Origin of the sequence: Streptomyces sp. NBC_01622 (assembly GCF_045209635.1) — a bacterium.
Classification (GTDB): Bacteria; Actinomycetota; Actinomycetes; order Streptomycetales; family Streptomycetaceae; genus Streptomyces.
Map to the genome: position 1 here is coordinate 7,434,913 of NZ_CP109293.1, position 21,980 is coordinate 7,456,892.

The following is a 21,980-nucleotide window of genomic DNA, read 5'->3' on the forward strand; positions in this document are numbered from 1 at the left end:
TCCCTTAACCGACGGACACCTTGTCCGTGTCGGCGACCGCGACCGCCTGCCCGCCCCGCACCCGCTCCTTGACGACGGCGACCGCCACCACGGCCAGCGCGACCAGCAGCGACAGCAGGACGGTCGTACGGCCGCTGCTCTCGCCCTTGGTGTCGGTGAGCATGTAGCCGAGGACGAACACGATCAGGGCGATCGTCGCCCAGGTCAGATACGGGTACAGCCACATCCGTACGACGAGCTTCTCCGGCGACTCGCGCTCGATGATCCGCCGCATCCGCAGCTGGGACGCGCAGATCACCAGCCACACGAACAGGGCCACCGCGCCGGAGGAGTTGACGAGGAAGAGGAAGACGGTGTCGGGGAAGGCGTAGTTGAAGAACACGGCGACGAAGCCGAAGACGACGGAGGCGATGATCGCCGCCATCGGCACCCCGCGCGAGGTGGTGCGGGCGAACGTCTTCGGCGCGTCGCCGCGTCCGCCGAGCGAGAAGGCCATGCGGGAGGCCGTGTAGAGGCCGGAGTTGAGGCAGGACAGCACCGAGGTCAGCACGATGAAGTTCATGATCTGGCCGGCGTGTGCGATACCGAGGGAGTCGAGGGCGGCGACGTAGGAGCCCTGTTCCTTGATCGACGGGTCGTTCCAGGGGAGCAGGCAGACGACGACCAGGATCGAGCCGAGATAGAAGACGCCGATGCGCCAGATGATGCTGTTGGTCGACTTGGTGACCGCGCGCTGCGGGTCCTCGGACTCACCGGCGGCCAGGGTGGCGATCTCGCTGCCCATGAAGGAGAAGACGACCAGCAGGACACCGGTCAGGATCGCGCCGGGGCCGTTCGGCAGGAAGCCGCCGTGGTCGGTGAGGTTGCCGATGCCGGCCTTGTCGGTGTGGGCGCCGGGCAGTACGCCGAAGACCGCCAGCGCGCCGACGACGATGAACGCGCCGATCGCCACGACCTTGATCCCGGCGAACCAGAACTCGAACTCGCCGTAGGAGCCGACCGATACGAGGTTCGTGGCGGTCAGCACCACCATCACGATCAGGGCCCAGCCCCACTGCGGTACGGCGGGGATCCAGCCTTCGAGGATCTTGGCGCCGGCGGTCGCCTCCACGGCGAGCACGACGACCCAGAAGAACCAGTACAGCCAGCCGATCGAGAAGCCGGCCCAGCGGCCGAGCGCGCGGTCGGCGTGCGCGGAGAACGAGCCGGACGTGGGGTTCGCGGCGGACATTTCACCGAGCATGCGCATCACCAGCACCACGAGCGTGCCGACGAGAGCGTAGGAGAGCAGGATGCCGGGTCCCGCGGTCGCGATGCCGGAACTGGAACCGACGAACAGACCGGCGCCGATGACGCCACCGATCGCGATCATCGACAGATGTCGGTTCTTGAGACCTGCCTGGAGGCCGGAACCATCAGTCATGGGGGGAATTCCTTTGCGCCGTTTACAAGATGGTTCAGTGAATCGGAGGCAAAGTGATGAGTGAACCTTTGATTCCTGATCGTTACTTGAGGTTTCCTTGAGGTTCCGAGGTGTTTCCCGGTTTTAACCGGGCTGGGCCCCGGAGCTGCTTCCCGGAAACAGCCGTGTCACACTCGTCCCATGCGCGTGTATCTCGGCTCCGACCATGCGGGCTTCGAACTCAAGAACCACCTCGTCGAGTGGCTGAAGGAGGCGGGCCATGAGCCCGTCGACTGCGGGCCGCACATCTTCGACGCACAGGACGACTACCCGCCCTTCTGCCTCCGCGCCGCCGAGCGCACGGCCGCCGACCCCGAGGCCCTCGGCATCGTGATCGGCGGCTCCGGCAACGGCGAGCAGATCGCGGCGAACAAGGTCAAGGGCGTGCGGGCGGCCCTCGCCTGGAGCGAGGAGACCGCTTCGCTCGGCCGGCAGCACAACAACGCGAACGTCGTCGCGGTCGGCGCGCGGATGCACTCGCGGGACGAGGCGACGAAGTTCGTCGAGACGTTCGTGTCCACGCCGTTCTCCGAGGACCCGCGGCACATTCGGCGGATCGACATGCTGGTGGAGTACGAGGCGACGGGAGACTTGCCGCCGATCCCGGCGCATCACCCTCAGCAGTAGGCGGGTCCGGGGCGGAGCCCCGAAGCTTTTCGAGGCCCACCCGTCAAGTGACCGAGACGGGTGGGCGGGTGGGAAAGGAATTGCGGGAGTGCCAGAGGGGCACACGATTCACCGACTGGCGCTGGACTACGGCGATCACTTCAGCGGCCGAACAACACAAGTCACCAGTCCCCAGGGCAAGTTCACAGACGCCGCCGCGCTGCTGAACGGTTCGGAACTCACCCGCACCGAAGCCCACGGCAAGCACCTGTTCCTCGGTTTCCGCGACGCCGACTGGATCCACATCCACCTCGGCCTCTTCGGCAAGGTCACCTTCGGCGGCGCCCCCGCGCCCCCGCCCACGGACACGGTCCGCCTGCGCCTCGCCAACGACACGTCGTACGTCGATCTCCGCGGCCCGACCACCTGCGCCCTGATCACGGACACCGAGAAGCGGGCGATACACGACCGGCTCGGCCCCGACCCCCTGCGCCCGCCGGCGGACACCGACCCGAACGCGGCGTACCGGCGCGTCGCCCGCAGCCGTACGACCGTCGCGGCCCTGCTCATGGACCAGAAGGTCATCGCCGGTGTCGGCAACGTCTACCGCGCCGAGGTCCTCTTCCGGCACGGCATCGACCCGTACCGCGCGGGCCGGGACATCACCCCCGCCGAGTGGGACGCGATCTGGGCCGACCTGGTCGAGCTGATGCGCGAGGGTGTCCGCAACAACCGCATCGACACCGTCCGCCCCGAACACACCCCCGAGGCGATGGGCCGTCCGCCGCGCGTGGACGACCACGGCGGCGAGGTCTACGTCTACCGCCGCGCCAACCTGCCCTGCCACATCTGCGGCAGCGAGATCCGCACCGCCGACCTCGCCGCCCGCAACCTGTTCTGGTGCCCCAACTGCCAGAGGGCGTAAGGCGGTTCTAGAACCCGTGCGGCAGCCAGGGTGCGACCGTCGACCCGAAGGCCGGCGACGCCTCCGCCAGCGCGCCCGCCCGCAGCTCCCGCACCCGCCCGGCGCCCGCGAGCGACCCGAGGGAGAACCCGCCGAGATACGCTGCCCCCAACTCCCGTACGGACAGGGCGAGATCGGCCGGCTCCTCGGTCCGCTTGCAGGACGCGCCCTTCGCGTCGCCGGTGAGCCGCCAACGCCCCTCGTTCCAGGGGCAGAAGACGTCCTCGACCTCGAACACGACGTCCACCGGCGTCTGGTAGGTGCGCGCCTCCAGCGCGGCCCCCAGGTCCACCAGCCGTACGTGCAGCGAGTCCTGCTGCCGCAGGCCGCACCGGCGGAGGTCGGAGACGAGATGCTGCCAGGAGTCGTCGACGGGACGGCTGCGCACCGTGAGCTTCGACGTCAGGTCGATGCCGAAGAGAAACCGCCACAGCGCCGCGTACGACGCCGGGTCCAGCGCCTCCAGATCGCGCAGCAGCACCTCGCCCATGGGGACGGAGTCGTTCCACTCGGGCTTGACGAAGTACCGCGTGTAGCCCACGACTTCACCGTCACGCTCGGCGACCACGCACTGCAGCGGTGACGCGCCCTGCCGCTCGCTCTCCGGGTCCAGCAGCGGCAGGTTCTCCCACCCGGGCCGCCGCGCGAGCATCCCCGGCCGCCCGGCCACCTGCCGCGCGTACACCGCCTCGCACTGCTCGCGTACGGCGCCGGGTTCGGCGTAGCGCAACCGTACGTCGTCCGTGCCCGGCGGCACCGTCAGCCGTACCCGGGCGGTGTCGATCTCGGCGCTCCCGCGCAGCGTGGCGATGCCGTACCCGAACCGGCCGTAGATCGCCGGCTCGGAGGCCGTCAGCACGGCGAGCGGCTCGCCCCAGGACCGTACGTCGTCCAACTGCCGCCGCATCATGGACGTCAGGAGGCCGCGGCGCCGATGGGTGGCGGCCACGCTGACCATCGTGACGCCCGCGGCCGGCACGGAGGCGCCGCCGGGCACGGTGACCCGGAAGCTGAACGCGCCCGCGGTTCCCACGCACGCGTCGCCGTCCCAGATGCCGAGGGAGCGGTCGACCTCGGTGAGCCCGTCCCACAGCTCACGCTCCTCGGGCGACTCCGGAGTCCCGCCGAACGCGGTGATCAGGGTGTCGTACCAGGTGTTCCACTCGTCCCGCCGCAGCACCCGAAGTTCGGTCCGGTCGGCCCGCGTGTTTCTCGCATCTGTCCCCATGGGCCATGCCTATCAGTGCATTGCGGGACGAGCCAGGGAATTTCCGCTCGGCGCCCGCACAGAAGCCTCTGGTGAAGTTCACTGTGAAGTTGAACCTTGCAGGGGGGACAAGTGGGACCTCCCGTGCCAAGCGGCTGGTCGGATGGATAGGGTCCCGAACTAATGGCAGCAGGACGAGAGCGGCGCGCGGAGGCCGACACGTTCATGGCCCGGTTGAGGAAGCTGGTTCACCGGGTCCGCACCGGCCTGCGCAGAAGTGCCGTCGACTACTTCCGCGGGGACGGCTCGGACTGGGTCGCGCTGGCCGGACTGCTGATCACGATCCCGGTGATCGCGGCCATGACCCTCGCCAACGCGGTGTGGTTCTCACCGGCCGCACTGGTCCTCCCGATCGTCGCGGGCGGCCTGGTGCTGCGGCCCGCGAGCCTGCTCGGCCTGTACGCGGCGGCGGCCACCGGTCTGATCGTGGAGTCGGTGAAGCTCGGCCCGTACACCGAGGGCCCGGCGCGGGTGACCCCGGGCGTGGTGCTCGTGGTGGCCGCGTGCGGCTTCTTCGGGCTGCTGATCGCGCAGTTCCGCAGCCGGGTGGGCGTGCCCTGGCGGCGCGGCGGCACCATGCTCTTCGACCTGCGCGAACGCATCCGGGTGCAGAGCAAGCTTCCGCAGCTGCCGCAGGGCTGGCACCGGGAGATGGCGCTGCGGCCGGCCGGCGGCCAGTCGTTCTCCGGGGACTTCGTGGTCGCGGCCCGCACGAACGGTGGTCGGACCATGGAGGTCGTCCTCACCGACGTCTCCGGCAAGGGCATGGACGCCGGCTCCCGCGCACTCCTGTTGTCGGGTGCCTTCGGCGGCCTGCTCGGCTCCCTGCCCCCGCACGCCTTCCTGCCCGCCGCCAACGGCTATCTCCTCCGCCAGGACTGGGACGAGGGCTTCGCCACCTCGATCCACCTCGTCCTGGACCTCGACTCCGGCGACTACGAACTCTTCTCCGCCGGCCACCCGCCGGGCCTCCAGCTCAGCGCGGGCAGCGGACGCTGGGAGGAGAAGGCGGCGGAAGGGCCGCTGCTGGGGGTGTACGACGGCGCCCAGTTCGACCCGGTGAAGGGCTCGCTGCGGCCCGGAGACGTGCTGATGCTGTTCACGGACGGCCTGGTGGAGACCTCCGACCGGGACATCGTCGAGGGCATCGACCGCCTCACCGGCGAGGCCGACCGCTATGTCGCCGGCGGCTTCCACGGCGCCGCCTGGCACCTCATCGAGGCGGTCGCCAAGGACGTCAACGACGACCGCGCCCTGCTCCTGGTCTGCCGGGAGGGTCCTACGGCATCGGCATCGGCATCGGCGTCGGCCTCGGCGTCGGCACAGGGGCTGTCCCGGTGAGCGAGCCGCTGACCCTTGCCGAGGTGGAGGCCATCGCCCGCGCCGCGCACGCGGGCCAGACCGACAAGGCGGGCCGGCCCTACGCCGAGCACCTGAGGGCCGTAGCCGAGGGTGTGCGTGTGCGGGGCGGGGACGCGGAACAGATCGCGGCGGCCTGGCTGCACGACTCCGTGGAGGACGACGCGCTCACCGAGCGATGGCTGGAGGAGGCCGCGCTGACCCGTCGTACGAAGGACATCGTGCTGGCGGTCACCAAGCGGGCGGGGGAGACCCCGGAGACGTACGCCGGGCGCGTGCTCGCGGCCCCCGGCGCGCTCCTGGTGAAGGAAGCGGACCTGGCACACAACGCGGACCCGGCCCGCCTCGCCGTCCTCGACGAGGCGACCCGGACCCGGCTGACCGAGAAGTACGCACGGATGCGCGCGCTTCTCGGTCTCGGCGTCTTCGACTAGGCGTTGACCTTCTCGCGCACGACCGGTTGCCCGTGCTGCTCCAACTGCGCGCGGTCGCGGGCCAGTTCGGCCGCGTCGTGCCGGAACGCCCACTTCATCCGCGGCTCGACCGCGAAGCGGAACACCCGTCGTACGGGCGGGGTGCACAGCAGGGTGACGGCGGTGACCGCGAGGGCGCTCACGAGGAGCGCGCCGTACGGCCGGTGCAGCCAGGCGTGGTGGAACAGGCCCGCGTAACCGGCGCCCTTGATCAGGAAGCCGTGCAGCAGATAGCCGTACAGCGTGCCCGCGCCGAGCGCCGTGAACCATGTCTTACGGCTCGGCACCCAGGAGTAGAAGCCGGCCGTCAGCAGCAGCGAGCAGGCGAACATCAGGAGCATCATCACCGGCCCCGCCCACCAGGGCGCGCCGAACTCCTGCGCGGAGTCGTGGTGGTAGAACCAGCCGGCGTTCATCCGCGGCACCGCCCAGTAGCCGACGGCCAGCGCACCGGCGAACACCGGCACGGACAGGACCCGCACCGCGCGCAGGCGCACCCACTGGAAGTGCTCGGGCTTGAGGAGCAGACCGAGCACGAAGTACGGCAGGAACTGTGCCAGCCGCTGCAGGTCGAAGTCGTCGGTCATGTCCGGGGTGCAGGAGGCGAGCATGGCGATGCCGAGTGCGAACGGCAGCGGGTGGCGGACCAGTTTCCAGATCGGGGTGGTCAGCCGCCAGATGAACAACGCGCAGAGGAACCAGGTGAGATACAGCGGGTCGAGGAGGGTGATCTTCTGGTGCGGGTCGTCGTTGGCGTACCGGCTGAAGAGCGAGTAGGCGATCTCGAAGACGACGTACGGCACGGCGACACCGGTGATGAGCCGCTTCAGGCGGTCGGGGCGGAGGTCGAAACTCCGGGAGAAGTAGCCGGAGATGATGATGAAGGCCGGCATGTGGAAGCTGTACACGACCATGTACAGGCCCTGAAGCACTCTGTTGTCGCCCTTGAGGGGCTCCCAGGAGTGCCCGACGGCGACCAGCAGGATCGCCAGGTACTTCGCGTTGTCGAAGAACGCGTCGCGAGTTTTGGGCTGTTCGTTCTGTTCGTTCTTTTTGCTCTGTTCGTTCTGGCCGGAGGGCGTGGCAGCGTGGAACATCTGAGGCACCCTAGCGTTGCCTGTGGGAATCGGTGAAACCATCGGACGCGCGTCCGAAAAGTTTCCTAAATCTCATGATTCATCCCGAACAAAAGGCGCAAACGGCGATGTCGGGAACGCCCGTTCGTGTGCTGCCGCCAATTATTCGAACTACCTGCGAACGTTTCTCTTCCGAACCTTTGCGACCAACGATGCGTCACCCGCCGCATAGGTGGGCCGGGTTGGTGGCACGATGGTTCTGGCGGGGGTGCGCGCGGTGGCGTCCCCGGGCCGGGAGAGCGGACCGACCGAGGGTGTGATCAGTTGTGGCCATTTCACTGTCTGTGGTGCTGCTGTTGGCGATCATCCTGGTGGTGTTGATCCGAGGGGGATCGATCAAGGCGGGCCCAGCCATAGTCGCCATCCTCTTCGGCTTCTTCCTCGCCTCGACCGGCATGGCACCGTCCATCAACCGGTTCCTGAACTCGATAGCGGAGACGATCAACTCGATCAACTTCTGATGGCGCGACGTTTCACCATGATGAAGTTGCCGGAGAACGGCAGAGTTCACCGGGCGCTTGCTGCCGGGGAGCACCCGGGCCGCGGCGACGGCCGAGCGGGTACGGTCGCCTGAACGGTCTTCGGTGGTCAGTGCCGGGACGCGGATCGTGATGAGCGGTCCGAGGCGAGTACGGGGTGACGATGGTTTACCTTGCGATGACTGCGGTGGCGCTCGTATCCATCGTGGCGGCCGCGGTGACCGTGCTGGTGCGCCGCGATCGGCGCCGGATGGCTGCTGCCAGTCCCGAAGCGCGGCGAATCGAGGCGGCGGCCACGAGAGACTTTCGTGACGCGCGCCGACAGGCTCATGGATATGAGCATTTCAGCGATGCCAGCGGCGGCATCAGTGCCCTGCGGGATCGTGACTCCCGTTAGCCCCATGGGCATACGGGGGACGCGGCAGGCCGATCGAGGCCGCCGGAAACGACCAGAGCCAGGCGGAGAATTCGACCTCCGACCTGGCCCTGACCGATGTGGAGCGGGCGACGGGAATCGAACCCGCGTAGCTAGTTTGGAAGACTAGTGCTCTACCATTGAGCTACGCCCGCACATGACGCGCCGCAGGTCAGACGACCGCGGCACAGAAGGCATCGTAGCGGGTCGGGTGCCCTCGGCGCACACCGTCTTTTCCGGGCCCCGCCCTCTGTCCCGTCCCGCATCCCTGCGCTCGTGAAATGCGGCGGCTCCACTGCCTGCGGCCATGTACCCTACGTGTCGCACCAGACGGGGTGTGGCGCAGCTTGGTAGCGCGTCCGCTTTGGGAGCGGAAGGCCGTGGGTTCAAATCCCGCCACCCCGACCACGTGCCGGACCTTCGGGGCCGGCGGCAGGACCGGTACCACACGAGTACCTCGCGAGATCGCCTTTTGGGGCGTCCAGCCGCTGCGGCTACTATGCAAGCTGCGCGCCCGTGTGTCTCTCACACTCTGAAGTCCTCCGGGCGACCAGAAACCGCCGGACCTGTCTGGGTCCGCAACCCAAGAAGTCAGCCCCCAAGGAGACCGAACCGTGAAGAGCGCCGTGGAGACCCTGAACCCGACCCGGGTTCGGCTCAGCATCGAGGTGCCCTTCGAGGAGCTCAAGGACAGCCTCGACGCGGCGTACAAGAAGATCAACCAGCAGGTCACGGTGAAGGGCTTCCGGAAGGGCAAGATCCCGGCTCGCGTCATCGACCAGCGGTTCGGCCGCGGTGCGGTGCTGGAGGAGGCGGTCAACGACGCGCTCCCGAAGTTCTACACCGAGGCGGTCAACGAGGCGGAGCTCAACCCGCTCGGCCAGCCCGAGGTCGACATCACGGACCTGAAGGACGGCGAGACGCTGAACTTCACCGCCGAGGTCGACATCCGCCCGACCATCGAGATCCCGGACTACTCGGGCATCGAGGTCGAGGTCGACGCCGTAGAGGTCAGCGAAGAGGACATCGACAAGTCCGTCGAGCAGCTCCGCGAGCGCTTCGCCTCGACCTCCCCGGTCGAGCGCGCCGCCGCCGACGGCGATGTCGTCACCCTCGACCTGGAGGCCAAGGTCGACGGCGAGGTCCTGGAGGACGGGGTCGCCGAGGGCGTCTCCTACACCATCGGTTCCGGCGAGCTCCTCGACGGCATCGACGAGGCCGTCACGGGCCTGGAGGCCGGTGGCGAGGCCACCTTCGCCTCCGAGCTCAAGGGCGGCTCCGCGGCCGGCCAGGAGGCCCAGGTCACCGTCAAGGTGAGCCAGGTCGCCGCCCGCGAACTCCCCGCGCTGGACGACGAGTTCGCACAGCTCGCCTCCGAGTTCGACACCCTGGAGGAGCTGCGCGCCGACAGCCGCAAGCGCCTCGAGAACATGAAGCAGTACGACCAGGCCACGCAGGCCCAGGAGCGCGTCCTGGACAAGCTGCTGGAGCTCGTCGAGGTGCCCGTCCCCGAGAAGCTCCTCGAGGACGAGATCAACACCCGCAAGCACAACCTGGAGCACCACCAGCTCGGCCAGATGGGCCTCGACCTCCCCCAGTACCTGGAGATCCAGGGCAAGACGGAGGAGGAGTTCGAGACCGAGACCAAGGAAGCCGCGGTCAAGGGCATCAAGACGCAGTTCGTCCTCGACGAGCTCGTCAACAAGGAGAAGCTGAACGTCAACCAGGAGGAGCTCACCGAGCACCTCATGCGCCGCGCGGCCTCCTCCGGCATGTCCCCCGACCAGTTCGCCCAGGCCGTCGTCGAAGGCGGCCAGGTCCCGCTCCTGGTCGGCGAGGTGGCCCGCGGCAAGGCCCTGGCCGTCGTGGTCGAGGCCGCCACCGTGAAGGACACCAACGGCGAGATCGTCGACCTGGACGACGAGGACGACGAGACGGCCACCGAGACGGCCGAGGCCGTCGAGGAGCCGACCGAGGCGTAAGCAGCCGAACGAGGGGCCCTGGGGATGCGACAAGCCCCGGGGCCCTTTTGTCTACGTTCACTGGGCGCGCCCTGAAGGGGCGCGGGGCTGTATCGATGTGCGGCTCCGCCGCGCGGGCGCGACAAGCCCCCACCGACCCGCAGCCCCGATACAAGCGCAGCCACCCCACCCCAGGGGATTCCGCTCAGGCCAGCGCAGCGCATGCGCTGACAGCGAACAGTTCCCTTTGCGGGATTCCCCGAAGGGACCCGCGCGTTAGGGTCCATGAATACGAGGGCAGGGGAGTCCCCGTTGCCCCCGGCAGTACACGTGAGACGGCCCGGCGCCGTCGTAAAGACGAGCAGGTGGATACGTGACGAATCTGATGCCTACAGCCGCCGGCGAGCCCTCTTTCGGTGGCCTCGGCGACCAGGTCTACAACCGACTGCTCGGTGAGCGGATCATCTTCCTCGGCCAGGCGGTCGACGACGACATCGCGAACAAGATCACCGCACAGCTCCTCCTCCTTGCCGCCGACCCCGACAAGGACATCTACCTCTACATCAACAGCCCCGGCGGCTCGATCACGGCCGGCATGGCGATCTACGACACCATGCAGTTCATCAAGAACGACGTGGTGACCATCGCCATGGGCCTCGCCGCCTCCATGGGCCAGTTCCTCCTCAGCGCGGGCACCCCGGGCAAGCGCTTCGCCCTCCCGAACGCCGAGATCCTGATCCACCAGCCCTCCGCCGGCCTGGCCGGTTCGGCCTCCGACATCAAGATCCACGCGGAGCGGCTGCTGCACACCAAGAAGCGCATGGCCGAGCTGACGTCCTTCCACACCGGCCAGACCATCGAGCAGATCACTCGCGACTCTGACCGGGACCGCTGGTTCGACGCCGATGAGGCCAAGGAGTACGGCCTCATCGACGACGTGATCCCCACGGCCGCCGGTATGCCGGGCGGCGGCGGCACCGGGGCCTGAGGCCCCAGGACAGCCACCAGCCGACCGCCACAGCCCCCAGGAGAGAGACAGTGAACAACTTCCCCGGCAACGGCCTGTACGACCACGCACGCGCCGAATACACGGCTCCCGCCGCCGAGTCCCGTTACGTGATCCCGCGCTTCGTGGAGCGCACCTCGCAGGGCGTCCGTGAGTACGACCCGTACGCGAAGCTCTTCGAGGAGCGCGTGATCTTCCTCGGTGTCCAGATCGACGACGCGTCCGCCAACGACGTCATGGCGCAGCTGCTGTGCCTGGAGTCGATGGACCCCGACCGCGACATCTCGATCTACATCAACAGCCCCGGCGGCTCCTTCACGGCGCTGACCGCGATCTACGACACGATGCAGTTCGTGAAGCCGGACGTCCAGACGGTCTGCATGGGCCAGGCGGCGTCCGCCGCCGCCGTCCTGCTGGCCGCCGGTACGCCGGGCAAGCGCATGGCGCTGCCGAACGCGCGCGTGCTGATCCACCAGCCCTACAGCGAGACGGGCCGGGGCCAGGTCTCCGACCTGGAGATCGCGGCCAACGAGATCCTCCGCATGCGTGCCCAGCTGGAGGACATGCTGGCCAAGCACTCGACCACCCCGCTGGAGAAGATCCGCGAGGACATCGAGCGCGACAAGATCCTCACGGCCGAGGACGCCCTGTCGTACGGCCTGATCGACCAGATCATCTCCACCCGGAAGATGAACAACGCCGACGTCCGCTGACCCGGACCCTGTATCGTCCACCACCCCTCGGCACGGTCCACGTGGAAGTGAACCGTGCCAAGGGGGGCCCAAACGGGGGGCCCGGCAAGGTACCGTCGGACATAAGGCAGCACCAGGAGCCGCTGGACCTAGGCGTCTCCCAGGCGAAGGGGAAGCACACCGTGGCACGCATCGGTGACGGCGGCGATCTGCTCAAGTGCTCGTTCTGCGGCAAGAGCCAGAAGCAGGTCAAGAAGCTCATCGCAGGGCCCGGTGTGTACATCTGCGACGAGTGCATCGACCTCTGCAACGAGATCATCGAGGAAGAACTCGCGGAGACGAGCGAGGTGCGCTGGGAGGAACTCCCCAAGCCCCGCGAGATCTACGAGTTCCTCGAGGGTTACGTCGTCGGCCAGGAGTCGGCGAAGAAGGCACTCTCGGTCGCGGTGTACAACCACTACAAGCGCGTCCAGGCCGGTGAGAACGGCGGCGGCCAAAGCCGCGAGGACGCCATCGAGTTGGCGAAGTCCAACATCCTCCTGCTCGGCCCCACGGGCTCGGGCAAGACCCTCCTCGCACAGACCCTGGCCCGCATGCTGAACGTCCCGTTCGCGATCGCCGACGCGACCGCGCTCACGGAGGCGGGCTACGTCGGCGAGGACGTCGAGAACATCCTGCTGAAGCTGATCCAGGCGGCGGACTACGACGTCAAGAAGGCCGAGACCGGGATCATCTACATCGATGAGATCGACAAGGTGGCTCGCAAGAGCGAGAACCCCTCGATCACCCGTGATGTCTCCGGCGAGGGCGTCCAGCAGGCCCTGCTGAAGATCCTGGAGGGCACCACGGCCTCGGTCCCGCCGCAGGGCGGCCGTAAACACCCTCACCAGGAGTTCATCCAGATCGACACGACGAACGTCCTGTTCATCGTGGGCGGCGCCTTCTCGGGCCTGGAGAAGCTCATCGAGTCCAGGGCCGGCGCCAAGGGCATCGGCTTCGGGGCGACGATCCGCTCGAAGCGGGAGCTGCAGGCAAAGGACCAGTTCGAGGACGTCATGCCCGAGGACCTGGTCAAGTTCGGCATGATCCCCGAGTTCATCGGGCGCCTCCCCGTCATCACCTCGGTCCACAACCTGGACCGCGAGGCCCTGCTCCAGATCCTCATCGAGCCGCGCAACGCACTGGTGAAGCAGTACCAGCGCCTCTTCGAACTCGACGGTGTGGAGCTGGACTTCGAGCGCGAGGCCCTCGAAGCCATCGCCGACCAGGCCATCCTCCGCCAGACCGGCGCGCGCGGCCTGCGCGCCATCATGGAGGAAGTCCTCCAGGGCGTCATGTACGAGGTCCCGTCCCGCAAGGACGTGGCCCGCGTGGTCATCACGGCGGACGTCGTCCTCTCGAACGTCAACCCGACCCTCATCCCGCGCGACGCGCGCGGCCGGGGCCCGGGCGAGCAGAAGACGGCATAACAGCGTTTCTTGAACGGCCAAGGGGCCCCGGTCAGTCCAACTGACCGGGGCCCCTTGGCCGTTGAGCCGGAGCTACGCCATCAGGCCTTGACCCGGACGTCGTTGCGGAGCTTCGCGGCCAGCGACGCCGTGCTCTCCACGGTTCCGCCGTTCCCGGCGGCGAGTTCAGCGATCCCGAACGCGCTGACGACGGCGACGGTGCTGTGGTCGCCCCAGATGCACATCGGCAGCTTGATGGTCTTCGCGGCACCGGCGGCGGTGCTCGACGTGTCGTTGTTGGCGATCTCGGCGACCTGGCACTTCATGATGCCGTTGGAAAAGCCCGCCGGAGTGACCTTCTCCGGGCTGCCGATCAGCTTGCCGCTGCTGCTCTCGCTGCTCTGGTCCTTCTCCGACTCCGTCTTGACCTTCGCGAACATCGCGTCCACGACGGCCTCCGGGTCGTCGATCGTGCCGTACACGCCGTCGAAGGACAGCGTCTTCTGCGCCAGGCCCGAGCCGTTCTCGTAACCGGCGCTGACCTCGACGGGGTTCTTCACGCCCCACTTCTGGAAGTCGGCCTTGTCGTCGTCCGTCATCGAGTTCGCGGAGTCGGCGTCGCTGTCCGACTTCTTGTACGTCCCGTTGATGACCGTCGCCGGCGTGGTCAGCTTGTGCGCGCCGTCGTCGGCCACACCGCCGCTGCCGCTCCCGCCGCCGATCACGAAGTACACGCCGACCGCGACGGCGGCCACGACCGCCACCGCGCCGATGACCAGCCCCGTCCGCTTCTTCCCGCCACCGGGCGCCGGGGGCTGCGGAACGCCGTACGGCGGCTGCCCGTAAGGCGGTTGCTGCCCATAGGGGTTCGGCTGCGGCGGGACGCCCTGCGGGGGCTGCGGGTAGCCGTAACCGGGCTGGGCGGGAGGAGCCTGCTGGGGGTAGCCGTAGCCGGGCTGAGGGGCGCCCTGCGGCGCCTGCTGCGGAGGCGGGCCGTAGGGACCCGGCTGACCGTACGGTCCGGGCTGCTGAGGCTGCCCGTCGTACGGGCCCGGCTGGTTGTAGCTCATTCTGGGTTCCCCTCCAGATGCTTATGCGTTCCCGACATCCTGGCTCAGTCACAGGAACCGCACGGCATCGGGGGCCGCACCGTTACAGAACAAACGCGTTTCGGGACACCCCCGCGACACCCCTAAACTGGCCCCGTGACCGAGAACGCTCAGCAGCAGCCATCAGCGCCCGACTCCGAACTGCCGACCCAGTACGCGCCGGCCGACGTAGAGGGGCCGCTGTACGAGCGCTGGGTGGAGCGGGGTTACTTCGAGGCGGACGCGAAGAGTGAGAAGCCGCCGTACACGATCGTCATCCCGCCGCCGAACGTCACGGGCAGCCTGCACCTCGGGCATGCCTTCCAGCACACGCTGATGGACGCGCTGACCCGTCGTAAGCGCATGCAGGGCTTCGAGGCGCTGTGGCTGCCGGGTATGGACCACGCGGGGATCGCCACCCAGAACGTCGTCGAGCGCGAGCTTGGCAAGGAGGGCAAGTCCCGCCAAGACCTGGGCCGTGAGGCGTTCGTCGAGCGCGTCTGGCAGTGGAAGGACGAGTACGGCGGCAAGATCCTCGGCCAGATGCGCCGCCTCGGCGACGGCGTCGACTGGACCCGCGAGCGCTTCACCATGGACGAGGGCCTCTCGCAGGCCGTCCAGACCATCTTCAAGCGGCTCTACGACGACGAGTTGATCTACCGCGCCGAGCGCATCATCAACTGGTGCCCGCGCTGTCTCACCGCGATCTCGGACATCGAGGTCGAGTACCAGGACGACGACGGCGAACTCGTCTCCATGAAGTACGGCGAGGGGGACGGCACCATCGTCGTCGCCACGACCCGCGCCGAGACGATGCTCGGCGACACCGCCGTCGCCGTCCACCCCGACGACGAGCGGTACAAGCACCTCGTCGGCCGGCACATCAAGCTGCCGCTCACCGACCGCACCATCCCGGTCGTCGCCGACACCCATGTCGACCCGGAGTTCGGCACCGGCGCCGTCAAGGTGACCCCGGCCCACGACCCGAACGACTTCGCCATCGGCCAGCGCCACGACCTCGAAGCGCTGACCGTCATGGACGAGCGCGGTGTCATCACCGTCCACGGCCCCTTCGAGGGCCTGGACCGTTTCGAGGCCCGTTCCGCGATCGTCGCCGCGCTGCGCGCCGACGGCCGGATCGTCGCCGAGAAGCGGCCCTACGTCCACTCCGTCGGCCACTGCTCACGCTGCAAGACGACCATCGAACCGCGCCTGTCCATGCAGTGGTGGGTCAAGGTCGCCCCGCTCGCGAAGGCGGCCGGCGACGCGGTCCGTGACGGCCGGGTCAAGATCCACCCGCAGGAGATGGAGAAGCGGTACTTCGACTGGGTCGACAACCTCCACGACTGGTGCATCTCACGGCAGTTGTGGTGGGGCCACCGCATCCCGGTCTGGTACGGCCCGGAGGGTGAAGTCGTCTGCGTCGGCCCCGACGAGGAGCCGCCCACCGGTGAGGGCTGGACCCAGGACTCCGACGTCCTGGACACCTGGTTCTCCTCCGGCCTGTGGCCCTTCTCGACCCTCGGCTGGCCCGAACAGACCCCGGATCTCAAGAAGTTCTATCCGACCGACGTCCTGCTCACCGGCCACGACATCATCTTCTTCTGGGTCGCCCGGATGATGATGTTCGGCCTGTACGCGATGGACGGTGAAGTCCCCTTCAGGACCATCGCGTTGACGGGTCTGGTCCGCGACCAGTTCGGCAAGAAGATGTCCAAGTCCTCGGGCACGGCCGTGGATCCGCTGGACTGGATGAACGCGTACGGCTCCGACGCCGTCCGCTTCACCCTGGCCCGCGGCGCCAACCCCGGTACGGACGTCCCGATCGGCGAGGACTGGGTCCAGGCCTCCCGGAACTTCGCCAACAAGATCTGGAACGCCACGCGCTTCGCGCTGATGAACGGCGCGACGATCGAGGGCGACCTCCCGCCCGCCGAGCAGCTCTCGGCCACGGACCGCTGGATCCTCTCCCGTCTCAACAAGACGGTCTCCCAAGTCGACGCGCTCTACGACGACTTCCAGTTCGCCAAGCTCTCCGACGCCCTCTACCACTTCGCGTGGGACGAAGTCTTCGACTGGTACGTCGAGTTGTCGAAGACCACGTTCCTGGCTGGCGGCGAGCCCGCGAAGGTCTCCGGCCGCGTCCTGGGCGAAGTCCTGGACGTCACCCTGAAGTTGCTGCACCCGATCGTCCCCTTCGTCACGGAGACCCTCTGGACGACCCTGACGGGCGGCGAGTCGATCGTCATCGCGGACTGGCCGAAGGACAGTGGCTTCCGGGACGAGGCGGCCGAGAAGGAGATCGGGACCCTCCAGCAGGTCATCACCGAGGTCCGCCGCTTCCGCGCCGACCAGGGCCTCCAGCCCGGCCAGCGCGTCCCGGCCCGCCTCACCCTGACCGGCACGGCCCTCGCACCCCACGAGGCCGCCATCCGCCAGCTCCTCCGCCTCCAGCCGGAGGGCGACGCCTTCGCGGCGACGGCCACCCTCCCGGTCGGCGGCGCCACGGTCGCCCTCGACCTCTCCGGCACGATCGACGTCGCGGCGGAGCGGAAGCGCCTCGCGAAGGATCTGGCCGCCGCCGAGAAGGAGAAGGCCCAGGCGACGGCGAAGCTCGGCAACGAGGCGTTCCTGGCCAAGGCCCCGGACAACGTGGTCGACAAGATCCGAGGCCGCCTGTCCAAGGCCGACGAGGACATCGAGCGCATCAAGGCCCAGCTGGACGGCTTGCCTCAGCAGTAGCCAACCAAGAGGCGCGGGGAACTGCGCGACCAGCCACAACGTTCCCCGCGCCCGCCAAACAGGACCAGCCACCCCCATCCTCGGGCGCACCCCTAAACTGGCCCTGTGACTGACAGCGACCCGTTCGACGAGATCATCGAGGCCGAGACAGACCGCGACCCCGACCTCGCGGTCATCGAGGCCGGCAGCCGAACCCTCCGCACCCAGGGCACCGGCGCCCCTCAGGCCGACGTACCCGGTCGCCCCGAAGACCCCCAGGTGGACGCCGCGCTGCGCGAGGTCGAGGCAGAGCTGGCCACCCGCTGGGGCGAGACGAAGCTGGAGCCGTCGGTCAGCCGTATCGCCGCGCTGATGGACGTCCTGGGGGACCCCCAGCGCTCGTACCCCTCGATCCACATCACCGGCACGAACGGCAAGACGTCCACGGCCCGCATGATCGAGGCCCTCCTCGGCGCCTTCGAACTCCGCACCGGCCGCTACACCTCCCCGCACGTCCAGTCGATCACCGAACGCATCAGCCTCGACGGCGCCCCGATCTCCGCCGAGCGGTTCATCGAGACGTACCACGACATCAAGCCGTACATCGAGATGGTCGACGCCCAGCAGGAGTTCCGGCTGTCGTTCTTCGAGGTGCTGACGGGGATGGCGTACGCCGCCTTCGCGGACGCGCCCGTCGATGTGGCCGTCGTGGAGGTCGGGATGGGCGGCACCTGGGACGCCACCAACGTCATCGACGCGGATGTAGCCGTGGTCACCCCGATCGATCTCGACCACACCGACCGCCTCGGCGGAACGACCGGTGAGATCGCGGCCGAGAAGGCCGGCATCGTCAAGCAGGCCGCGACCGTGATCCTGGCGCAGCAGCCGGTGGACGCGGCGCAGGTGCTGCTGAAGAAGGCCGTCGAGGTGGACGCGACCGTGGCCCGGGAGGGGCTGGAGTTCGGGGTCGTGTCGCGGCATGTCGCCGTCGGCGGACAGCTCATCAACCTGCGCGGGCTCGGCGGCGAGTACGAGGAGATCTATCTCCCGCTGCACGGGCCGTACCAGGCGCACAACGCCGCCGTCGCCCTCGCCGCCGTAGAAGCGTTCTTCGGGGTGGGTGCCCAGCGGCCCGACCCGCTCGCGATCGACACGGTCCGCAAGGCGTTCGCCTCCGTCACCTCGCCGGGGCGTCTTGAGGTCGTACGACGGTCGCCGACCGTTGTGCTCGACGCGGCGCACAATCCCGCGGGCGCCCGTGCCACCGCCGAGGCCGTCGCCGAGGCGTTCGACTTCAGCAGGCTGATCGGAGTGGTCGGGGCCAGCGGGGACAAGAACGTGCGCGGGCTGCTCGAAGCCTTCGAGCCGATGTTCGCCGAGGTCGTCGTCACGCAGAACTCCAGTCACCGCGCGATGGACGCGGACGAACTGGCCGCGATCGCCGTCGAGGTGTTCGGCGACGAGCGGGTGCAGGTCGAGCCGCGGCTGCCGGACGCGCTGGAGGCGGCGATCACGCTGGCCGAGGAGGACGGCGAGTTCGCGGGCGGCGGTGTGCTCGTCACCGGTTCCGTCATCACCGTCGGTGAGGCCCGACTGCTCCTCGGGAGGGGCTGACTTTCGTGCGTACGCTCTGTTCCTCGACGTTGCTCGGCGAGTTCTTCGTGATCGGTTTCGCCGGTCTGGTCGCCATGAAGGACCCGGATCTGACCACGTCCACGGTGTGGACGGTGTGCGGGATCGCGATGGTCCTGTCGGTCGCGCTGTGCGGCGTGGTGACCCGGCCGGCCGGCATCGTGCTCGGCTGGGCGCTGCAGATCGCGCTGATCGCGGCGGGCGTCGTGGTGCCGTCGATGTTCTTCCTGGGGGCGATCTTCGCGGCCCTGTGGTGGGCGTCGGTGCACTACGGCCGGAAGATCGACGAGGCGAAGGCGAGGTTCGCGGCGCAGGCCGCGCAGGCCGCCTCCACTACACCTGACGCTGCGTAATGGGCGCATGGACACGCCCTGTAGCCTCGGCCTTGTCGTGAGACGACCGTGACACGACCCTGAGCCGACCCGCACCATCATGATCCGAAGGAGTCCCGTCGTGACCCAGCGCACCCTCGTCCTGCTCAAGCCCGACGCCGTTCGTCGTGGCCTGACCGGCGAGATCATCAGCCGCATCGAGCGCAAGGCCGGCTGGCAGATCACCGCGCTGGAGCTGCGCACCCTGGACCAGGACACCCTGGAGCAGCACTACGGCGAGCACAAGGGCAAGCCCTTCTACGAGCCGCTGGTGGAGTTCATGGCCTCCGGTCCGGTGGTCGCCCTGATCGTCGAGGGCGAGCGGGTCATCGAGGGGGTGCGTGCGCTGGCCGGTCCGACCGACCCGATCGCCGCCGCCCCGGGCTCGATCCGCGGGGACTTCGGAGTCATCGTGCGGGAGAACCTGATCCACGCCTCGGACTCGGAGGAGTCCGCCGAACGCGAGGTGAAGATCTTCTTCCCGGGGCGTTCCTGAATCTCCATCAGTAACGCACATGCCTGACCAGGGACGGCCGCGATTTTCCGGCCGTCTCTCGGCATATGCGTGCCGATCGGGGGAACGAGTGCCCCCGTTGGGCCGTCTCCACAAGCGAGGCGGTGCCTCACATGCTGACAATGGCGAAGACCCTCGCGCAGTGTTCGTGATGGCGCGTCTACGATGGAAGCCTTCACGTCACTGCACCCACTTCGCCGACCTGAAAAGCCCTCAAAGCTCCCAGGAAGGCCAGACGAATCCTGATGGGGAACTCAATGTCGTTCATCGGCCGTGACATGGCTGTCGACCTCGGGACCGCCAACACGCTGGTGTACGTCAGGGGTCGCGGGATCGTACTCAACGAGCCGTCCGTCGTCGCCATCAACACCAACACCGGTGGCATTCTCGCGGTCGGTTCCGAAGCCAAGAAGATGATCGGGCGCACGCCCGGCAACATCGTTGCCGTACGTCCGCTGAAGGACGGTGTCATCGCCGACTTCGAGATCACCGAGCGCATGCTCCGCTACTTCATCTTGAAGATCCACAAGCGGCGCTATCTGGCCCGTCCGCGTGTCGTCGTCTGTGTGCCCTCGGGCATCACGGGCGTCGAGCGCCGTGCCGTCATCGAGGCGTCGTCCCAGGCCGGCGCCCGCCAGGTGCACATCATCGAGGAGCCCATGGCCGCGGCCATCGGTTCCGGCCTGCCGGTCCACGAGGCCACGGGCAACATGGTGGTGGACATCGGCGGCGGCACCACGGAGGTCGCGGTCATCTCGCTCGGTGGCATCGTCACCGCCCAGTCCATCCGCGTCGCGGGCGACGAGTTGGACAACGCGATCATCCAGCACATCAAGAAGGAGTACTCGCTCCTTCTGGGTGAGCGGACGGCTGAGCAGATCAAGATCACGATCGGTTCCGCGTACGACCTCGACGACGACCAGCACACCGAAATCCGCGGCCGGGACCTGGTCTCCGGTCTGCCCAAGACCGTCGTCATCTCCGCCGGCGAAGTCCGCAAGGCGATCGAAGAGCCCGTCAACGCGATCGTCGACGCGGTGAAGACGACCCTCGACAAGTGCCCGCCGGAGCTGTCCGGCGACATCATGGACCGCGGAATCGTTCTGACCGGCGGTGGAGCCCTGCTGAAGGGTCTCGACGAGCGGCTGCGCCGGGAGACCGGAATGCCGATCCACATCGCGGAGGACCCGCTGGACAGCGTGGCGCTCGGCTCCGGCAAGTGCGTCGAGGAGTTCGAGGCGCTCCAGCAGGTTCTCGACGCCCAGCCGCGCAGATGACGTAACACTTCGGTTCCGCCGTACGGGATGATCTCTTCTCGTGCGGCGGATCGTTGATACGGAGGCATAGGCTCCGTCATAGGCCTTCGTTCACATCTGACGGGCCCTCGTACACACCTGCATACCTGAACCTCTGCACATTTCTATGAGGAAGGCACGGCCGCCGCACGTGAGGGACACACGAGAGAGCCGGCTGCTCCTGGTGCTGCTGATCGCCGTCGCGTTCGCGTTGATCACGGTGGACATCCGGGGAGGGCAGGACTCACCGGTCGAGGGTGCCCGCCGGGCCGCGGCCACCGTGTTCGGCCCGATCGAGAACGGCGTGTCGTCCGCCGTGAACCCGGTCGGCGACGTGATCTCCGCGGTCCGCGACTCCGGCGCGCGGCGCGACCGGCTCGCGCTCCTGGAGAAGGAGAACGCGGCCCTCAAGGCGAAGCTCGGCAGCGACGACCGCAACCGCAGCCGCCTCAACCAGCTGGACAAGATGCTGAAGGTGGCCGGCGAGGGCCAGTACGGCATCAAGGGCGCCCAGGTCATCGCGATAGGAGCCGCGCAGAGCTTCTCGTGGACGATCACCATCGACGTCGGCGCCAACGACGGCATCAAGCGCGACATGACCGTCCTCAACGGCGACGGACTGGTCGGCCGTGTGACGACCGTCGGCCCGGACGCCTCGACCGTCCTGCTCGCCAACGACCCCGACTTCACCGTCGGCACCCGTATGGAGGGCAGTGACGAACTCGGCTTCGCCTCCGGCGAGGGCGACGGCCCGCTGCGCGTCGAACTCCTCAACGGCAAGGCCGAGGTGAAGAAGGGCGACCGGCTGGTCACCTTCGGCTCGCAGGCCGACAAGCCGTTCGTGCCCGGTGTCCCGGTCGGTGTCGTCTCCCGCGTCGACCCCTCAGGCGGCGGCCTGACCCGCACGCTCTACGTCACGCCGTACGTCAACTTCACCAAGCTCGACATCGTCGGCGTGGTCGTGGAGGCCCCGAAGAAGGACCCGCGCGACACGGTCCTGCCCGCGAAATCCAAGCCGACCCCGACCCCGACGGTGACCGTCACGGCGACCCCGTCCGCGAACGCGCCGGTCAACGGCCAGTAACAGCAGT

The 21,980-nt window shown here is 68.3% G+C and carries 20 protein-coding genes and 2 tRNA genes; 17 read left to right on the forward strand and 5 right to left on the reverse strand.

The genetic code is table 11. The features are described from left to right. Positions 1-4: 4 nt before the first annotated feature. Positions 5-1,423, reverse strand: a complete 1,419-nt coding sequence (locus OH768_RS34405; RefSeq protein WP_406459849.1) for an amino acid permease — start codon at positions 1,421-1,423, stop codon at positions 5-7. 180 nt (positions 1,424-1,603) lie between these two features. On the opposite strand from OH768_RS34405, the gene OH768_RS34410 reads away from it, so the two are divergent. Together OH768_RS34410 and OH768_RS34415 are read left to right on the forward strand one after the other, a co-directional pair. Further along, the gene (locus OH768_RS34410) at positions 1,604-2,089 is read left to right on the forward strand and encodes a ribose-5-phosphate isomerase (protein ID WP_359612109.1); all 486 of its coding nucleotides are present in this window, start codon (positions 1,604-1,606) and stop codon (positions 2,087-2,089) included. Positions 2,090-2,177: 88 nt separating this feature from the next. Next, complete coding sequence (locus OH768_RS34415; protein ID WP_406459850.1) at positions 2,178-2,993, forward strand: Fpg/Nei family DNA glycosylase; 816 nt, start codon at positions 2,178-2,180, stop codon at positions 2,991-2,993. 7 nt (positions 2,994-3,000) lie between these two features. Here the strand turns inward: OH768_RS34415 and OH768_RS34420 are convergent, their stop codons facing one another. Further along, positions 3,001-4,260, reverse strand: a complete 1,260-nt coding sequence (locus OH768_RS34420; RefSeq protein ID WP_406459851.1) for a GNAT family N-acetyltransferase — start codon at positions 4,258-4,260, stop codon at positions 3,001-3,003. Positions 4,261-4,422: 162 nt separating this feature from the next. On the opposite strand from OH768_RS34420, the gene OH768_RS34425 reads away from it, so the two are divergent. Together OH768_RS34425 and OH768_RS34430 are read left to right on the forward strand one after the other, a co-directional pair. After that, entirely contained in the window at positions 4,423-5,640 is a 1,218-nt protein-coding gene (locus OH768_RS34425) for a PP2C family protein-serine/threonine phosphatase (protein WP_406459852.1), read from the forward strand. After that, positions 5,637-6,092 (forward strand): HD domain-containing protein, encoded by a 456-nt coding sequence (locus OH768_RS34430; protein WP_406459853.1) that lies wholly within the window; start codon positions 5,637-5,639, stop codon positions 6,090-6,092. The genes OH768_RS34425 and OH768_RS34430 overlap by 4 nt, the downstream gene beginning before the upstream one ends. Here the strand turns inward: OH768_RS34430 and OH768_RS34435 are convergent. Beyond that, a complete protein-coding gene (locus OH768_RS34435; protein ID WP_406459854.1) occupies positions 6,089-7,228 on the reverse strand; it encodes an acyltransferase family protein in 1,140 nt (379 codons plus the stop codon). The genes OH768_RS34430 and OH768_RS34435 overlap by 4 nt on opposite strands. A 305-nt stretch (positions 7,229-7,533) precedes the next feature. On the opposite strand from OH768_RS34435, the gene OH768_RS34440 reads away from it, so the two are divergent. Both OH768_RS34440 and OH768_RS34445 read left to right on the forward strand, forming a co-directional pair. Beyond that, the gene (locus OH768_RS34440) at positions 7,534-7,728 is read left to right on the forward strand and encodes a hypothetical protein (RefSeq protein ID WP_406459855.1); all 195 of its coding nucleotides are present in this window, start codon (positions 7,534-7,536) and stop codon (positions 7,726-7,728) included. Positions 7,729-7,903: 175 nt separating this feature from the next. Continuing rightward, complete coding sequence (locus OH768_RS34445; RefSeq protein ID WP_406459856.1) at positions 7,904-8,143, forward strand: hypothetical protein; 240 nt, start codon at positions 7,904-7,906, stop codon at positions 8,141-8,143. Between the two features lie 99 nt (positions 8,144-8,242). Here OH768_RS34445 and OH768_RS34450 read toward each other — a convergent pair. Further along, positions 8,243-8,316: transfer RNA gene (locus OH768_RS34450), tRNA-Gly, on the reverse strand. Between the two features lie 176 nt (positions 8,317-8,492). Here OH768_RS34450 and OH768_RS34455 point away from each other — a divergent pair. The 5 genes from OH768_RS34455 to clpX all read left to right on the forward strand — a co-directional run bounded on the left by OH768_RS34455 (position 8,493) and on the right by clpX (position 13,289). Further along, a tRNA-Pro gene (locus OH768_RS34455) sits at positions 8,493-8,569 on the forward strand. Positions 8,570-8,775: 206 nt separating this feature from the next. Continuing rightward, positions 8,776-10,143, forward strand: a complete 1,368-nt coding sequence (tig, locus tag OH768_RS34460) for a trigger factor (RefSeq protein WP_406459857.1) — start codon at positions 8,776-8,778, stop codon at positions 10,141-10,143. Between the two features lie 364 nt (positions 10,144-10,507). Beyond that, entirely contained in the window at positions 10,508-11,110 is a 603-nt protein-coding gene (locus OH768_RS34465; RefSeq protein WP_043676731.1) for an ATP-dependent Clp protease proteolytic subunit, read from the forward strand. Between the two features lie 50 nt (positions 11,111-11,160). Continuing rightward, positions 11,161-11,841: an ATP-dependent Clp protease proteolytic subunit gene (locus OH768_RS34470; protein WP_359612097.1), complete on the forward strand. Its 681-nt coding sequence runs from the start codon at positions 11,161-11,163 to the stop codon at positions 11,839-11,841. A gap of 161 nt (positions 11,842-12,002) precedes the next feature. Further along, positions 12,003-13,289, forward strand: a complete 1,287-nt coding sequence (gene clpX / locus OH768_RS34475; RefSeq protein ID WP_406459858.1) for an ATP-dependent Clp protease ATP-binding subunit ClpX — start codon at positions 12,003-12,005, stop codon at positions 13,287-13,289. Positions 13,290-13,369: 80 nt separating this feature from the next. Here clpX and OH768_RS34480 read toward each other — a convergent pair whose 3' ends face one another. After that, positions 13,370-14,338, reverse strand: a complete 969-nt coding sequence (locus tag OH768_RS34480) for a hypothetical protein (RefSeq protein WP_406459859.1) — start codon at positions 14,336-14,338, stop codon at positions 13,370-13,372. A gap of 135 nt (positions 14,339-14,473) precedes the next feature. On the opposite strand from OH768_RS34480, the gene OH768_RS34485 reads away from it, so the two are divergent. The 6 genes from OH768_RS34485 (at position 14,474) to mreC (ending at position 21,973) form a co-directional block, all read left to right on the forward strand. After that, the gene (locus OH768_RS34485) at positions 14,474-17,098 is read left to right on the forward strand and encodes a valine--tRNA ligase (protein ID WP_406459860.1); all 2,625 of its coding nucleotides are present in this window, start codon (positions 14,474-14,476) and stop codon (positions 17,096-17,098) included. A 105-nt stretch (positions 17,099-17,203) separates the two neighbouring features. Beyond that, positions 17,204-18,691, forward strand: coding sequence for a bifunctional folylpolyglutamate synthase/dihydrofolate synthase (locus tag OH768_RS34490; RefSeq protein ID WP_406459861.1), 1,488 nt, complete (start codon positions 17,204-17,206; stop codon positions 18,689-18,691). 5 nt (positions 18,692-18,696) lie between these two features. Beyond that, positions 18,697-19,062: a DUF4233 domain-containing protein gene (locus tag OH768_RS34495; RefSeq protein ID WP_406459862.1), complete on the forward strand. Its 366-nt coding sequence runs from the start codon at positions 18,697-18,699 to the stop codon at positions 19,060-19,062. 100 nt (positions 19,063-19,162) lie between these two features. Next, entirely contained in the window at positions 19,163-19,576 is a 414-nt protein-coding gene (gene ndk / locus OH768_RS34500; RefSeq protein WP_406459863.1) for a nucleoside-diphosphate kinase, read from the forward strand. A 275-nt stretch (positions 19,577-19,851) separates the two neighbouring features. Continuing rightward, positions 19,852-20,871 (forward strand): rod shape-determining protein, encoded by a 1,020-nt coding sequence (locus tag OH768_RS34505; protein WP_019065566.1) that lies wholly within the window; start codon positions 19,852-19,854, stop codon positions 20,869-20,871. 169 nt (positions 20,872-21,040) lie between these two features. Continuing rightward, positions 21,041-21,973 carry a rod shape-determining protein MreC gene (gene mreC / locus OH768_RS34510; RefSeq protein ID WP_406459864.1) on the forward strand — a complete coding sequence of 311 codons (933 nt, stop codon included), beginning with the start codon at positions 21,041-21,043 and terminating at the stop codon, positions 21,971-21,973. Positions 21,974-21,980 lie beyond the last annotated feature (7 nt).

Excerpts from the sequence above, each read along its gene's own strand:
- OH768_RS34435 (WP_406459854.1), bottom strand. The coding sequence starts at position 7,228 with ATGTTCCACGCTGCCACGCCCTCCGGCCAGAACGAACAGAGCAAAAAG.
- OH768_RS34405 (WP_406459849.1), bottom strand. The coding sequence starts at position 1,423 with ATGACTGATGGTTCCGGCCTCCAGGCAGGTCTCAAGAACCGACATCTG.
- OH768_RS34420 (WP_406459851.1), bottom strand. The coding sequence starts at position 4,260 with ATGGGGACAGATGCGAGAAACACGCGGGCCGACCGGACCGAACTTCGG.
- OH768_RS34425 (WP_406459852.1), top strand. The coding sequence starts at position 4,423 with ATGGCAGCAGGACGAGAGCGGCGCGCGGAGGCCGACACGTTCATGGCC.
- OH768_RS34465 (WP_043676731.1), top strand. The coding sequence starts at position 10,508 with ATGCCTACAGCCGCCGGCGAGCCCTCTTTCGGTGGCCTCGGCGACCAG.
- OH768_RS34480 (WP_406459859.1), bottom strand. The coding sequence starts at position 14,338 with ATGAGCTACAACCAGCCGGGCCCGTACGACGGGCAGCCTCAGCAGCCC.
- OH768_RS34410 (WP_359612109.1), top strand. The coding sequence starts at position 1,604 with ATGCGCGTGTATCTCGGCTCCGACCATGCGGGCTTCGAACTCAAGAAC.
- OH768_RS34505 (WP_019065566.1), top strand. The coding sequence starts at position 19,852 with ATGTCGTTCATCGGCCGTGACATGGCTGTCGACCTCGGGACCGCCAAC.